The sequence below is a fragment of the Planobispora rosea genome (genome assembly GCF_014648175.1).
GTDB lineage: Bacteria > Actinomycetota > Actinomycetes > Streptosporangiales > Streptosporangiaceae > Planobispora > Planobispora rosea.
Genome location: NZ_BMQP01000077.1, coordinates 1 through 14,658, shown reverse-complemented (window position 1 = coordinate 14,658; position 14,658 = coordinate 1). Strand labels below are relative to the sequence as shown.

The window sequence follows — 14,658 nt, the reverse complement described above, 5'->3', positions numbered from 1 at the left end:
TGATACCTGTACTTCCCCAGACGGGGGAACAGGGGGAACACGCAGGTCAGAGGGGGGAACAGAGGGGGGAACGGCGGGGGAACGGCCCGGGGGAACAGGGGGAACAGGACAGGGGGAACGCCCTGCTCAGGCGGGGGGAGCGGGGCCTGCACGGTAGAGCGGGCAGGGCGTTGACCTGCGTGTTCCCCTTTTTTCTGGCGGGAGGGGGAACGGGGCTCCGGGGAGCTGGGAGGGCGCTGGCCGTACGGGCCGGGGAGTCCTGTCCCCTTGTCCCCTAGCGGCGCTGTGAGTGGCTGTAAGGGCTCCGGCGGACGTGTTGGGGGACACGGTAGGGGACAGGTCCGGGAGGGGGACACAGAGGCCTTGGAGCGTCCCGGTGTCCGGGACATAGCGGGCCGTACGGCCAGGTGTACGGGCAGCGTCCCGGCCGGGGGGACAGACAGCAACCGGCCCGTGCTCCGGTGGGGTGGAGGCACGGGCCGGTTGGTCGGGGGGGTCAGCCGTTTTCAGGTGAGATCGTGAGCCGGGCAGTCTGCGGAAATGATGTCCGGGCTGCACACGCAATTGTCGGACCGCGATTGGTCGGCGGTTCGGGCGTGCTGTCGCGTAGCTCGGTCAGCTCTGTGATGATGTTGGCGAGTCGCTCCCGGGTGGCGTCGCTCACGAGACTTAATGCCGGTGTGACGGCGTCGATAATTCCGGTGACGTCGCTCTGTAGGGCGTCGCACATTTTCTGGTAGTCGGCTGCTAGCCGCTCCGCTTCGTCCCTCACGGTCCCCTCCCTTGCGGGAAATGCCGCACGCCATTTGTTTATAGCGTGCGGCATTTCTTAGTACCCGATATCGGTGATCTCTTCGACGTGGCCCCGGCCACCCTTGAAGTAGTAGAAGTCAAGCAGGTCTTGCAGCTCCAATGCTGCCGCTTCTGGACCTTCGGTCTCGAATCTGGTGATGACTGATTCCATTGCGTCGGCGGGGAGGGCTTCCCCCGGTTTGATCGTTCGCTCCCTGCGGTCCCCGGAGACTTGGACCGTGGCCCGGATGCGGAGTCCTTCGCCGGAGCCTTTCTCTTTGCCGGTGGAATTGCGTACCCGCTTGGTCCCGGCTTTGGTCATCCGGGCGCGACGCTCAGCGGCGGCCAATTTGTCGGCGTTATTGCTGCGGGCGGTGTTCTTGGCTTCCTGCTCTCCTCTGGCCCATCGCCGCATGGTCTCGGGGGAGACGCCGGTGTCGGCCGCCGCCGCCTTGATCGACCCGTGCTTCTTGATCAGCCGTTCCGCGCGCTCCTGAGTGGTGCGGCCTTCGCTGGCCGGGCTCCGGCCGCCGGTCAGGCCCCGATACAGGGCGTCGCCTAGATCCCTGAAGAACGCCATCAGCGCGCCCCCCTTCCGGCCCGGAACTGCTCGATGGTCTGGATCGACTTGATCGCGAACTTGCCCGGGGCGTCGGTGGTGTCGAACCCGGGATTGTCGAACGGCAGCGCGGCCGGGCTGGTCGCGTAGTAGGCGCAGTCAATGTCCAGCGCCACCGGCCAGCGGCCGGTCTGGGTGCCGATGCGGATCACGGCGCGGGTGATCGCTGCCCAGCAGTGCCCGATCACGGTGTCCGCCCAGTCCTGGCGGTAGACGCTGCCTGTAGGGCGCTGTATCTGCCCGTAGGTCTCCCGGTAGGCGGCCTTGAGGGAAGCGGCCAGCGCGGCGTCGTCGTCGCTCTGAGGGGTGCTCAGGGCCTTGAGGGCGTCCCGGAGGGTCTCCGCCATCGCCCGGCCGATCCGGGCCGAGTGGCCGGTGGCCCGGGGCGACAACCACGCATCCACGATCATCTCCTCCGGCATGCCGGTCTGGAGCAACAGGTCCGCCCGGGGCGTGGTGACCCACACCGGGGCGACCTTCCCGCTGACGCTGATCTCCCGGCCCCGGAGATCGGGGAGCAGGTCGAACGGCTTCCAGGGCTGAGAGATCAGCCAGTAGCCCGCCCGCGTCTTGTCGAACCCGCCGGAGATGCCGACGTGCTCCAGGCGGTCCATGGCGAAATCAGCCCCGGCGAACCCCGCCAGGTACGCCTTGCGCATGTCGAACCCGATCACGTGGGAGGCCGACCGCTCCGCCTCGGTCCACTGCGACTCCGGCCGGAGATGGTCATAGCCGTGTTCGGCTCCTCCGGCGGCCGGGCAGTCGGTGGGGGGCTCCCACTTGCGCAGCGGAGCCCGCCCGTGGTGCCGCTTGGCGACCAGCAGATTGCAGCCGGAGATCCCGGCCGTCATCACGTACGGCGTGCCGGTGGCCCGGTGCCAGGCGGTCAGCCGGTGGCATGCCTGAGCGGCGCTCAGGTCCGGGGTGATCAGCACGTGCGATGAGGCATCGGTGCCGGACCACTCGATCACCAGGACATGCACGCGGGTCCCGCTTTCGGGGTGCCGCCAGGTCGTCCACGCCTGGAGCCCGGCATCGGCCGGGAGCCACCCGGCCGCCCGGCCCTCGATCGCGGCCCGGGGGTCGGGCTCCGGCTCGACCTTCTTTCGGCTGGCCCGCTTGCGCCGGTCAGCTTCGGCGAAGGTCTCCGCTCGCTTCGGGGCGGCCGGGTAGCCCAGCGCGGTGGCCACGTCGGCGGTGATGGCCACGCTGCCGCCCTCCGGCATCAGCTCGATCACCCGGGCCAGGAACGCGGGCAGGGACTCCAGGGCTCCGGCCGCGTCCAGCAGTTCCCCGCCGGAGACGTACAGCCCGCCCGTGTCGGCGGCCACGGCCAGCACGGGAGCGGCCAGCACGGGAGCGGCCAGCACCGGGGCGGCCGGAGCGGCCGGGACCGGCCCCGGAGTTGCGATCATGGATTCGGCCGGCGGATTGGTGATCACCGCGACGGCCGGGGCCGGGTCGTCGCATCCGGCATGGATGGGCTGGCCGGAGCGCTGCCAGGCCGACAGCTCCCCGCACGTCAGGCACGGGGCCGGGGGCGAGAGGGGACCTTCGGCCGGAGCGGCCGGGCCGGTGGTGGGCATCGGATCAGCGCTCCAGTTCTGGCCGTCCCGGCGCGGCGGCCGGGGCGGGGAGCTGGCCTCTGGTGGGGGGTCGGGCAGGGGGACGGGCTCTGGCTGGCCATAGAGCCCGGTGAAGGTGTAGGCCCGGGGGTCATCGCTGCCGACCCTGACCCGCTTCATGAGCTTGCCCGCGTCGGTGAGCAGACGGCCGCCCTTCCGCAGGTCCTTCAGGGCGATGGTCAGATCCGTGATCCCGGCCCTCTCGGCGTAGTCCCGTAGCCGGGTCGGGATGATGGCGACGTCCCCGGCCGGGTCGTCGTCGCGCAGGTCCCAGCCGCACACGTCCTTGAGCGGGAACTCTCCGGCCATGGACGACACATAGCGCTGGCGGGTCGGGAACGCGCCCGGGTTGCTAGCCATCCAGTCGGCGACCAGGGACAGGAGCCGGTCCCCGGGCCGGGCTCCCCGCTCAGACAGGCCCCGGAGCTGTTCGGCCAGCACGGTTCGGGCGGTCTCGGTGACGTCGGCGGCCAGCTCCGGCACGTCGGCCAGCTCCGCCAGCAGGTGTGCCCCGGCCGCCCCCATGGCCAGGTGCCAGGCGATGCGGCGGGCAACCTTCTCGGTGCCGGTGCCGATCTCGGCGAACATCGCGTCGGCCACGGTGGAGAACACCTTCGGCTCCCATCCGCGCTCAGCGATCGCGGCCAGGCCGTGACCATGCACGATCAGGGCGGTGTTGCGGACCCAATCGGCGTGGTCGGCGTCCAGACTGAGCGGACCTTCGATCTCGATCACGCGGGCGGAGATCGCCTCATTGTCGATCTGATCCACGATGGAGGCGTTGCCGGTGGAGATCAGCGCCCCATGCCAGGAGCCCGGGGACTCGACCAGCCCGCCGCCGGAGCGGTCGGAGCGGTCCCGCTCGCACCCCTCCATCAGGAACAGGATCATCTTGCCGAGACGGTCGCCCCGGTACTCCGATGAGCCCAGCTCATCGCGGAAGGTGGTCAGCGTGCCGACCGCCCTATGGAGGGTCGGGATGCCTTGTTGCGTGCTGGCCCACGGCTTGATCACCGAGTTGCGCGGGTCGCCGAACACGGCCGCCGCCGCCCGGAGTGTGGAGGTCTTGCCCTCCGATGATCCTCCGGGGAGGTGGACGGTGTAGGACTGCCGCCCCAGCGGCCGGACGTACAGTCCGCCCACGGCCAGGCCGACGACCAGCGCCATCCGGGGGGAGCGGGCTACCTGCCGGAGTAGCTCCCGCCACTCCTGGGCCTCTCCGGCCACGGCCAGGTATCCGGCCGGGAGCACGTCGGCCGGGGGCAGCTCCAGGCGACCAGCCTCCCACCGGGGCGTGGTGGTCCCCAGCGGCAGCGCGGCGGCTTGCGCGTCCACGATGTTGCGCAGCACGTCACGGACGGTCTTCTCACCGACTCCGGCCACCGGGAAGCGGGTCCAGACGGAGCCGTCAACCACGTCCGTGATCGGGACGGTCACCTCAGTGTCGCCTACGGCGATGGTCACCCGACGCGCCGCGATGTGGCCCCGGGTGGAGTAGTGCGCCAGGTGCCGGGTGACGGTCGGACACCAGGTGAGCACCGGCTTGCCGGAACGCCAGACGCCCGTCCCGGGGATGTAGGTCCAGCCGATCGAGCCGGGCACGTACTCCCCGGGGGGCGGGGGGGCAGAAGGTAGGGATACGACGTCGGCCAGCGCGTCGGCGCTGGCTTTCTTGCGGCTCACTGCGAACCGCCAGCGACACGGGCACAAGCGCCCAATAGCCAAACATGGGATCGCGTCACGTAGACTCTCCCTGAGCAAATGAGTGGGGACCCCGCCCCCAGAGCGACCAACTCTGGGATCACGGCGGGGTCTTCTGCTGTTTACGGTCGATTACCCTACGCCCGGGGCAGCCGGGCCGGAGGGGACTAGCGCGGCGCGTCGGCCGAACCTGTCCTAGAGGGGACAGCGGGATGCGCTCCGGCTTCCGGTCCCGGGGCTCCGGCCGGTCGAGCCTGGGCGGCCGGGCGGGTCCGGGAAGCGCTGGCCCATGGGTCTTCTGGAGGAGCCTGATCGCGCCGGTTGGCGGCCTTGATCTCGACCGGCGCGAACGTCAGATCCGGCCCGATCGCGTCGGCGGTCAGCAGCCAGGTGGAGTGCTTCTGGCCGTCCTTCTCCCAGCGCTCCTCACGCCAGCGGCCGGTCACGATCACGCGCACGCCCTTCCGGAGCGAGACGGCGACGTGTTCGGCCAGCGACCGCCAGCACTGAACGCGCACGTAGGAGGGATCTCCGTCCTTCCAGGTGCCGTCCGGGGTGCGCTCACGCGGGTTGACCGCGATCGAGAACTGGCAGACGGGTTGACCGTTGGGGGTGTAGCGGAGTTCCGGATCGGCCGTCAGGTTGCCGACGGCGGTAAGGATCATGTCGTTGACTGCCACGGATCTTCCTTTCTTTCTTCTGGCCTACTGGGTGGATCACGTCGAATTCCAGCGGTTACGCGCCGTTGATCTCGCTCAGAACAGAGGGACCGCCCGGTCCCGGATCTGCCATTCGGCTTCCTTGCGGTACTGGGCGCGCCGGTCAGTGATCAGCCGGTCGTAGCAGGGCGGACACCAGGCGCGGAGCTGATCGACCGGCACGGTGGGGATGTGGCGGAGCGGGTCCGGGCCAGGATCGAGCGGAGCGGCGATCAGCCGGACGCCCGTCTGCTCATCGGATTCGGTCTCGCACCGGCCCTGGTACTGCCGCTTGTGGGCCGGGCACCGGGTGCACTGGCATCGCCAGGCGGCCCGGTGCATGACCATCCGCCAGCCTTCTGAGCCGATCAGTGGGCCGGTCACCAGTCGGTCCCGGCGCATCCGGCGGACGTGGTCGGCTCCGGAGCGGGCTCCGTCTCCCAGTTCGGGCCGGTCGGCAGGGGTGCGGGCTCCTCCGGCTCCGTCTCCCAGTTCGGGCCGGTGGGGAGCGGGGCGGGCTCCGTACTCGTGGTGTGGGCGGCCGGGCTCATGCCGACCAGCCGGGGCACGGTGGCGACCGCGAGACCGACGATCACGGCCGCGATCAGCGGGAGCACCTTGACGAGAATGCGGATCTTGTTGCCGGTGGATGCCATGATGGGCATGCCTCTCTCTGAGGTGGCCTCACCGGCTGATCTTTTGCGGGACTTCCGGTGGGGCCTTTGTCGTGTCTGGACTGGAGTGGCGGGGGTGACCTCCGGCCGTCCGGTGTCTACGGTGGACGCCGGAGCCCTGGTTTCCTGCCGGGACTCCACGACCGACTGTCTCACCCGTTTCCGCTCAAGTCAACGGTTGCCAACGGTTTCCAACCGTGTCACTCTGGGGACATGATGACCAAGACGCTGAGCGGCGACCCCTCCGGAGGATCATCCGTGGCAACCGGCCGCCGCCCCACCGCCCGTGTGCTGGTCTCACCCGAGACCGCCGCCCTACTGGACGACGCTCGGATCGACGCGATCAGCACGATCCGGCGCGACGTCACCAAGACCGATCTCGCCGACGCGATGGTCCGCGTTGCCCTGAACCACATGGATGAGGTCGTAGCCCTACTCACCGGAGAGACGAAATGACTACCCCCACGCATGATCATCAGGATTCGGCCGGCGCGTCCCCCACGCGATCACAGAGGACCCTGATCGTCGTCATCGCGGTGTCCCTGGGCCTGGTCGTGCTGGCCCCGATCGCCCTGTCCTCCCAGCACATCTATGAGTGGGCGCGCGACCCCATGGGCTTGGGGTTGGGCGTGCTGTTCGCCGTGCTGGCGTTCGTCGCCCTGGACCTGGCCGCCACGCTGTGCGTGTCCATGACGGTCTACTCCGGTCTCCGGGGAGAGGGCGCGGGCATCTTCGGGCTGCTCACCTGGGTATTTGCTGGCGGATCCGCCTGGATCAACTGGCAGTCAGCCGAGACCACGGCCAGCCCGCTGGACGGGCCGTTCTTCGCCGCCATGAGCATTGCCGGTCCGGTGCTGCTTGAGGCGACCCTGGCCCGGGTGCGCAAGTGGACCCGCCAGGCGGCCGGAACGCAGGTCAGCGCCCATCCCCGGTTCGGCATCCGCTGGCTGGTCAGCCCTGGCGAGACGCTCAGCGCGTGGGCGGCCTCCCGGAGGGAGAACATCGCCCGGCCCGAACTGGCCATCGCCTACGTCCGGGAGCGGGCAGCGCTGGCGAGCATGAGCGACGTGGACGCCATCCGCTACGCCTGGTCGGCCATGGGGTCCTATGACGAGTACAACGCCCGGCTGTGGCTCCAGGCGCGCGGCCGGACCGTCACGCAGGCCGCGATGGATGAGGCCACGGCCGACCGGCCCCGGACCCCGCTCCAGGCCACCCAGATCCGCCCGATCCTGCCGCCGGTGCCGCCGGATGACGACCCGGACGGGCGGCCGGTGCCGGTGGAGACGGACCCGCTGGCGGCCGACCGGGCCATGCTGGCCACGCTGGGCAGCAAGCGGGACATGATCCGGCACGCGTTCGCGGTCCGGGGTGACTACGACGTGCCCGGGGCCGTGTCCTGGCTGGCAGAGCGGGGTGTGACGATCACCAAGTCCGATGCCTACGCGGTGCGCAAGGCAGAGCAGGAGAACGCCAGAGCGATGCTGCGGGCGCTGCCGTCCCAGCGGGCATAACTACCCCCCAGCGCCCCGGAGGGCGGCTCTCTGACCTTCCGCCCCCCGGGACTTCCGAACTCCGAACCCAGTCCAGGAGTCCAGCAATGAACATCCAACCGCAATCCGCCCCAGACCCCATCGGCGACCCCGTTAGCGATCTCGTGTGGGTCCTTGTCACAGCCGGTTTCGGAATTACCGTGGGCGTGGTGATCGGCATCATCATTGGCGTCCACCTGGCGGCCAAGGACCGTGTGCACATCACGACCGGCCCGGCCCCGGCCCCCGTCCCGGCCCCGATCGTCACGCGGGAGCTGGTGCGCGAGTACGTCCGGGAGATCCCGGCCGCCCCCGTCTATGCCCCGGCCCCCGCCGCTCTGGCCCCGGCTGAGGGCGCTGTCACCGGCCCGGCTCCGGCTCCGTCCAGCCCGGCCGCGTCTCCCATACCGCGCGTGGTCGAGCGGCCGGAGGTGGCCTGATGGGACAGGACACGGATCTGTTCGACTTCGTCGGGCTGATGTCCAAGCGGAAGAACACCTTCCCCCGGATCGTCGGCCGGTTCGTCTCCGGCCGCCCGCTGGATGGCATCCCCCGGTCCAACTCGACGTTCCTGCGGCCGGGTACCCGGCCGGTCAATCAGCCCCACCGGGACCGCCCCAGCCGCTGGATGGCGCTTCCGGGCTGGCAGCGCGCGGCCTGGCGGATCGCCGGGGCCAGTCAGGTGGTCGGTCAGCCGTACGGGTGGCTCACGGCTCCGGACCTGATGCTGGCCGTCGATGCCGGAGCGGCGGCCGGAGGAGCCCTCTACGGGGCCAACAAGGCCATGGAGAAGGTCCAGACCTACCAGCACGACCGGCAGTGGCTCCGGCCGCTCCATGCGGTCCTGACGCCCGTCCTGGGCCTGACTGAGGACGTCCGGCCCCGGGACTACCTCCGGGTCCCGCATGACTTCCAGACCAACCAGGACATGAGGATCTCCGTCCGGCTCCCGGTCGCGTTCGAGGGCGACAAGGCCACCAAAGAGCGGGTGCTGGACGCCATCCGGACCAAGCTGGCCCTTCAGGACATCGACGTAGCCTGGCGGCTGTCCGGCCCGAGACCAACCCTGATCATCGCTCAGGCTCCCCGGCCGCCGCAGACCGCCCGATGGGCGGAGAGCCTGGAACTGATCATTCAGGCTCCGGAGTCGGCCCCCATCATCGGACTGGGACAGCGCGGCCGGATAATCGCCGTCGATCTGGACTCGGAATCGCCTCACATTCTGCTGTCCATGTCTTCTGGAGGCGGAAAGAGCGTCACCGCCCGGACTATCGCCGCTCAGATTCTCGCCCGGGGCGGTCAGGTCGTTATCTGCGACTTCAAAAAGGTCTCTCATCGGTGGGCGCGCGGACTCCCGGGTGTCATCTACGCCCGGAGCATGGAGCAAATCCATGACGCGATCATTATGGTCGCCGATGAGGGCATGCGGCGATTCGACATGATCGAAGAGGACCGCGACGATGAAGTAGCTCAGCTCCCGCGCGTTCTCCTCATCATGGAGGAGATGAACGCCACCATGAGCAAACTGAATCGCTACTGGTCGAAAATCAAAGGAAAAGACGACCCGAAACAGTCCCCGGCCGTTGAGGCGTTTGGCGATGTCTTGTTCATGGGGCGTCAGGCCCGGACTCACGTCCTGGCAATCGGCCAGCTCATGACCGCCCGCGCAATGGGCGGTCCAGAAATTCGCGAGTGCTTTGCCACGCGCGTTCTCGCCCGGTATTCGATGAATGCATGGCGGATGCTCGTTCCGGAGGTCTGGCCCGCACCCAAAGCCTCCAAGAAGCCGGGTCGGGTGCAATTGGTCCAGGCCGGTGAGGCATACGAAACTCAGGTACTCTTTGGTACCGAGGCGGAGATCCGGGAGTTCGTGCTGTCGGCCCGCTCTCAGGCTGTATCAACGTCTCAGGGGATCACTCACCAGCGGGAGAGGGTTGATACTGTGCCAGAGACACGGATCAGGGTCCCGGCTCAGGCTCCGCCCCCCGGGCCGCCGCAGCTCCGCCTCGTCCACGGTGAAAAAAGGGACCCAATCCCGGTAGATCCGAATGCGCCCATCGGGCTCCGTCAAGCCGCATTCAGCGGTTTGGTAACCCTGTCCGACACCCCGGAAAAGACGCTCTACATCCTGCGCGCCGAACGCAACCGGGACCCCGAATTCCCCCAGCCGGTCGCCGAGGGAAAAGGGCAGGAGAAACTCTATCTGCCGTCCGAACTCATCCGGTGGTCGAGAAATCGCCCCATCGCTACCGGATAAAACCCGCACCCCTGGCCGGTGCCGCTCTGGCGGTGCTGGCCGGGGTCTCCCCGAAGAGAGGTCACGATGAGAACTCCCGCCGAAATGGATCGGAAAGTCTCCCAGCTCGACAATGATGTGCAGGAGATTTACACGATGCTTTCCGACATTCAGGCGACGCAGCGTCGGCAGGCTAATAGGTTGACCACCATAGAGGGCAAGCTCGATGAGCAGAACACGAAACTGGACGATATTCTCTCAATTTTGAGAGATAAGTAATCCCGCCTTCAGAATCCCGATTGAATATCGGGGAGCGGGAAATAAAGACCGGCCGTCGCGCCTATTTCGGTAGCGGCGGCCGGTCTTTTTTGTTTTCATGTGCACGCTGTTTCATTCAGGCAGGTGAATGGCCGTCTGATTTTCGCTTGTCCAGAGCCATTCCGGCCGGTGTCCGGTCTGGTCTGTCCGGCCGTCCGGTCGCGGGTGTCCGGCCGTCTGGTCGGCTCTGGACGGGTGTGCGGTCCGGTCTGGAGTCCGGTCCGGAGTCAGCCGGACGGCGCGCGGTCCAGAGTCCGGAGTCCGGTCCGGTCCGGCTCCGGTCCGGTCGTCCTGCTGTGTCTCAGCCGGACGGCGGAGCGGTCTGGACGGTAGGTCGTCCTCACCAGATGGACAGGGCCGGAGCCCTTGACCCCATACGAAAGTTCGTACAGAGTCAGGGGTAAGCGATCGTACGAAAAATCGTACGCCCCGAGGACGGGAGATCATCCCCATGTCTCAGGACATCAAGTTCGTCCAGCAGGACGACGGCAGCACAGCGGTTGTCATCACCCTGCCCGGCAAGCATCTCGGAACCGATGCGGCATTCATCGCCGACTGGGCCGACACGATCTTCTGGTCACTCGACCGGCTCCGCTCCGGCGCATGGGACGCCAGAGGGACGGAAACCGTCGCTGAGATCGGCACCGCACTCTCCCACCTGGAGACCAAGCTGACCCCCCGACTGGAAGGACTCCGAGACGCCCTGGTCCGCCAGCACTTCGACGCGGGCGGCACCTACACCCTGCTTGCCGCCGCACTGGAGGTACCCCGCTCCACCGCCCAAAGCCGCGCCGACAAGGTCCGCGACGCCGAACCCTCCCGATGGGAGGCATGGGCACGGGCGGAGAGCTACCGCGACAGCGGCGCTCCCATCCAGATCGGCCCGGACGACCAGGGTCCCGACGCCGACCGCTCCCAGCCGACCCTGGCCGAGATCCGCGCCGCACTCTCGGAGCTGATCAACCACATGGAGACCAAGCTCAACGATGAGCACGCCGACCGCCAGTACCTGACGGAGCGGACCCTTGCCCGCCTGATCGAGATGCGCGACGCGATCTAAGGGAGATCACCATGTATGAGCACCGGTTCATCGCCATCACCGACCAGCAGGCAGACGCGATCAACGAAGAGCTGACCAGGGAACTGGCGGGAGGCTGGGAAGTCGTCTCCCACCACATCGACAAGAGCGATCTCGCCAGCGTCTATGGCGGGATGCGGGGCATGCGCTACGTCTACAACGCCACGTTCGTCCTCCGCCGCGCCCTGCCCGGCTCCCAGACGGTCACCTTCACCCACCCCAGCGTGTTCGAGGGCATCCGCAACGGCGCGGACTGGGCCGACCCCGAGTGCGACCCCACGCGCATCGACTGGGCCGACCGCCAGGCCCGCGCCGCCATCCCGTTCAAGGTGATCGACGGACGCCCCGTCAACCCGTGCGAGACGACCCGCATCCGCTACGGCAGGAACGAGCTGGGGCACTGGGGTGAGCAGCTCTGCGCTGACGCTCTGGCCATCGCCACCGACCCCCGTGGCCGTCGCTGGCTGGCCATGATCGAACGCGCCGACGGGCACGGATGGGCGCTGCCCGGCGGCTATGTGGACGCCGGTGAAGACCCCACCCGCGCGGCCATGCGGGAGCTGGCCGAAGAGACCGGCCTCCGCCTGGACGCACACGTCGGCAAGGCTCTGCCCGCCCGCTACGTGCCCGACCCCCGGGCCTCTGACGAGGCATGGATGGTCACCGTGCCGACCGTCGCGGCTCTGGACGTAGACGGACCCGGGGACCTGCCCGCCCTGGCCGGTGCCGACGACGCCCGCCGCGCCGCGTGGGTGCGGGCCGACACTCTCGCCGAGCTCGCCTCCGACATCCAGGCTCGCGGCGGCCAGCTCTTCCCCGCCCACCGGGACCTCCTGGCCTCCGCACTCGATAACTCGATCTAGGAAGGACCGTGACCCACATGAGCGACCACACCGCCCCCGCTGACCTGTCCAGCCTCTACCCCGACAACCGCATTCAGATGGTGGTCAGCTCCTTCGGTTACCTGCATGGGGAGCCGATCGAGGCCGACGTCACCCTGGACGCCCGGCGGCAGTTCCGCAACCCCCACGACGACCCCGGCATGCGCTACCGCACCGGCACCGACAGCGCCGTCCGCCAGCACGTCCTGAACACCCCGGGCGTCCGCGCGATCATCGACAACACCGTGCGCCTGGCACTCGACCTCTTCGTTGAGGTTGCCGACCCCCGCTTCCGCATGGTGACCATCGCCGTGGGCTGTGCCGGGGGCAGGCACCGCAGCGTCGCCATGGCCGAAGAGATCGCCTCCGCGCTCCGCTCCCGGGGCGTCGGGGTGGACGTCGAGCACCGCGACATCGACAAGCCGGTGATCGAAACCCCCGCTAGCCCGGTCCCTCCGGCGGAGGCCCTCCGGGACTCCCTGGCCCAGATCATCAACCGCATGGATGACCAGCTCAGCAGTGGCCACCCCGACCCTGATCTGAGCCGGACCGTCTTCCGGCAGCTCTCGGAGCTGTACGCCAGCACCTTCTAACCGCCAGGGGGCGCGGCCAGGTAGCCGCCCGGCCGCGCCCTGATCACCGCTCCGCACCTCTCACAGCACAGAAAGGGATCACTCCCATGATGACCGAGACCATCGCCGCCGCTCTCCGCCTGGCCCTCACACTGGCCCTGCTGTACGGCCTGCACAGCGTTGCCGACCACTGGGTCCAGACCCACACTGACGCTGTGACCAAGGGTCAGACCGACAACGACGGACACGCCACCCGGGCCGGGCTCGCCGCCCTGACCCGGCACGTCGCCACCCACACCCTGACCCTCGCCGTCGTCCTGGCCCTCATCGCCTGGCGCTTCCCGCTCGACTGGAGCCCGGCCGCCATGTCCGCCGGACTGGCCGTCAATGCCGCCTCCCACGCATGGGCCGACCACCGGCCTAACCTGCGCCGCCTGGCCGTCGCCCTGGGCAAGCGCAGCTACTACGACATGCCAGGCGGAGCCGGATCGTACGCACTCGACCAGGCATGGCATCTGGGCTGGCGGGTCATCTCCGCTCTGATCATCTCGGCATAGGAAAGGGGAACTGATCATGCAGCCCAAAGCGGTGCTCGAACGGCTCCGGGCCGCGATCGTGGCCGACCCTGACGGGATCTACCGGGCCGCCTCCGTCCTGTGCGTGGCAAGCGCAGTAGTCGCGATGGTCCTCCTGCACATCTACGGCCGGACCTGGCTGGCCGTCCCCTCCACCCTCGGAGCTCTCGCCGGGGCGGTCCTGATTCACCTGTCTGCCCGTGAGCGCAACCGCAGGGACGACCAGGAATGAACGAGATCTCCAGGTGACCGAGCGCATCGCCCCACCTGGCTAAAGATCGTCGGAGCGGGACCCCGGGAAAGGCCAACGGCCGGACGTCGCCCTGATGTCCGGCCGTTTCGCTCTCTCAGAAAGTAGCTAAAAGTATTTGATTCACTACGCTTGGTTATATGAGCGATCCATTCACCGACCCCCATGAGGATCTCCCCCCGGGCATTGAGTGGCGCAAAGCCGCACCCTTCATCGTCGCCGTCCTGGTCGCCTCCGGAGTCGGGATCTGGCTGTCCGGCTCCCCTCTGGAGCGGCCGGAGCTGCCCGACATCCCGGCCGCCATCGCCAGCGCCGCCCCGGCTCCCACGCGCTTTGATCCGGTCATCCCCCGCACCTCCACCCCGACCCCGGCCCCCTCCCCGGCTCCGGCCAGCAAGAGCCCCCACAAGGCCGCTACGGCGTCCCCAACCCCTAAGCGGGACCATCCCCCAGCCCGGCTCTCCCAGCCTCCACAGGCCGTCTCAGGGCTCCGTCCCCCGGCCCTACGGCCAGCCCGACCCGCCGCCCCCAAAGCCAGCCGTCCCGACCGGGCCAAATCCGCCCCCGCCCGGCCCCGACGTCCCCGCTCCCGGCCGCCCGTCCGAGACAGCGCGCCCATCCCCCGGGGCACCTCCATGGCCGATGCCATGCACAACCGGTGTGACGCCCTGTTCCCCGCCGGGGACCTGCGCCGCTCCGCCTGTCACGCCTACGTCCGCCAGCAGACCGGCCAATGACCGTCAATAACCCATCCCCCCAGCTCAACCAGGGTGCCCGCCAATCGGCCGGCCGTTCCGCGGTTTGCATTTTCGCAGGTCAGAGCCCCGACGACTATTAGACGGCCCTGGCCGTACGGCCATGCTCCGCCTGGCCCTGTTCCCCCGTACGGCCCCGGCCGGTCCCCCTGTTCCCCCTCCCGCCAGAAAAAAGGGGAACACGCAGGTCAGCGCCCTACCGCCCCCGCCGGGCAGGCCCCGCTCCCCCGCCTGACCAGGGCGTTCCCCCTGGCCTGTTCCCCCGGGCCGTTCCCCCGCCGTTCCCCCCTCCGTTCCCCCCTCTGACCTGCGTGTTCCCCCTGTTCCCCCGTCTGGGGAAGTACAGGTATCA

Annotated in this window: 17 protein-coding genes; 11 read left to right on the top strand and 6 right to left on the bottom strand. The window is 68.8% G+C overall.

The features are described from left to right. Positions 1-496 precede the first annotated feature (496 nt). The 6 genes from IEZ08_RS37755 to IEZ08_RS37730 form a co-directional block, all read right to left on the bottom strand. Positions 497-772: a hypothetical protein gene (locus tag IEZ08_RS37755; protein WP_189244097.1), complete on the bottom strand. Its 276-nt coding sequence runs from the start codon at positions 770-772 to the stop codon at positions 497-499. Between the two features lie 57 nt (positions 773-829). After that, the gene (locus IEZ08_RS37750; RefSeq protein WP_015060843.1) at positions 830-1,372 is read right to left on the bottom strand and encodes a hypothetical protein; all 543 of its coding nucleotides are present in this window, start codon (positions 1,370-1,372) and stop codon (positions 830-832) included. After that, positions 1,372-4,719: a DUF927 domain-containing protein gene (locus IEZ08_RS37745; protein WP_181409411.1), complete on the bottom strand. Its 3,348-nt coding sequence runs from the start codon at positions 4,717-4,719 to the stop codon at positions 1,372-1,374. Before IEZ08_RS37745 ends, IEZ08_RS37750 begins: the two co-directional genes overlap by 1 nt. Positions 4,720-4,904: 185 nt before the next feature. Next, positions 4,905-5,417 carry a single-stranded DNA-binding protein gene (gene ssb / locus IEZ08_RS37740; protein ID WP_189244096.1) on the bottom strand — a complete coding sequence of 171 codons (513 nt, stop codon included), beginning with the start codon at positions 5,415-5,417 and terminating at the stop codon, positions 4,905-4,907. 75 nt (positions 5,418-5,492) lie between these two features. Further along, complete coding sequence (locus tag IEZ08_RS37735) at positions 5,493-5,819, bottom strand: hypothetical protein (protein ID WP_015060844.1); 327 nt, start codon at positions 5,817-5,819, stop codon at positions 5,493-5,495. After that, positions 5,816-6,100 (bottom strand): hypothetical protein, encoded by a 285-nt coding sequence (locus tag IEZ08_RS37730; RefSeq protein ID WP_189244095.1) that lies wholly within the window; start codon positions 6,098-6,100, stop codon positions 5,816-5,818. Before IEZ08_RS37730 ends, IEZ08_RS37735 begins: the two co-directional genes overlap by 4 nt. 222 nt (positions 6,101-6,322) lie before the next feature. Here IEZ08_RS37730 and IEZ08_RS37725 point away from each other — a divergent pair, with 222 nt between their 5' ends. The 11 genes from IEZ08_RS37725 (at position 6,323) to IEZ08_RS37675 (ending at position 14,288) form a co-directional block, all read left to right on the top strand. Beyond that, a complete protein-coding gene (locus IEZ08_RS37725; protein ID WP_189244094.1) occupies positions 6,323-6,565 on the top strand; it encodes a DUF7970 domain-containing protein in 243 nt (80 codons plus the stop codon). Further along, positions 6,562-7,623, top strand: a complete 1,062-nt coding sequence (locus tag IEZ08_RS37720; protein ID WP_015060857.1) for a DUF2637 domain-containing protein — start codon at positions 6,562-6,564, stop codon at positions 7,621-7,623. The genes IEZ08_RS37725 and IEZ08_RS37720 overlap by 4 nt, the downstream gene beginning before the upstream one ends. A gap of 188 nt (positions 7,624-7,811) precedes the next feature. After that, entirely contained in the window at positions 7,812-8,081 is a 270-nt protein-coding gene (locus IEZ08_RS37715; protein WP_189244093.1) for a hypothetical protein, read from the top strand. Then, the gene (locus IEZ08_RS37710) at positions 8,081-9,898 is read left to right on the top strand and encodes an ATP-binding protein (protein WP_189244092.1); all 1,818 of its coding nucleotides are present in this window, start codon (positions 8,081-8,083) and stop codon (positions 9,896-9,898) included. The genes IEZ08_RS37715 and IEZ08_RS37710 overlap by 1 nt, the downstream gene beginning before the upstream one ends. 66 nt (positions 9,899-9,964) lie before the next feature. Further along, positions 9,965-10,156 carry a hypothetical protein gene (locus IEZ08_RS37705; RefSeq protein ID WP_181409417.1) on the top strand — a complete coding sequence of 64 codons (192 nt, stop codon included), beginning with the start codon at positions 9,965-9,967 and terminating at the stop codon, positions 10,154-10,156. A gap of 490 nt (positions 10,157-10,646) precedes the next feature. Further along, positions 10,647-11,255, top strand: a complete 609-nt coding sequence (locus tag IEZ08_RS37700; RefSeq protein WP_189244091.1) for a hypothetical protein — start codon at positions 10,647-10,649, stop codon at positions 11,253-11,255. Between the two features lie 11 nt (positions 11,256-11,266). Further along, complete coding sequence (locus IEZ08_RS40450) at positions 11,267-12,136, top strand: NUDIX hydrolase (RefSeq protein ID WP_015060852.1); 870 nt, start codon at positions 11,267-11,269, stop codon at positions 12,134-12,136. 17 nt (positions 12,137-12,153) lie between these two features. Further along, positions 12,154-12,747, top strand: a complete 594-nt coding sequence (locus IEZ08_RS37690; RefSeq protein WP_189244090.1) for a RapZ C-terminal domain-containing protein — start codon at positions 12,154-12,156, stop codon at positions 12,745-12,747. Positions 12,748-12,833: 86 nt separating this feature from the next. Beyond that, a complete protein-coding gene (locus tag IEZ08_RS37685; protein ID WP_189244089.1) occupies positions 12,834-13,283 on the top strand; it encodes a transcriptional regulator in 450 nt (149 codons plus the stop codon). A gap of 16 nt (positions 13,284-13,299) precedes the next feature. Then, positions 13,300-13,533 carry a hypothetical protein gene (locus IEZ08_RS37680; protein ID WP_015060856.1) on the top strand — a complete coding sequence of 78 codons (234 nt, stop codon included), beginning with the start codon at positions 13,300-13,302 and terminating at the stop codon, positions 13,531-13,533. Positions 13,534-13,691: 158 nt separating this feature from the next. After that, positions 13,692-14,288, top strand: coding sequence for a hypothetical protein (locus IEZ08_RS37675; protein ID WP_189244088.1), 597 nt, complete (start codon positions 13,692-13,694; stop codon positions 14,286-14,288). Positions 14,289-14,658: the final 370 nt, after the last annotated feature.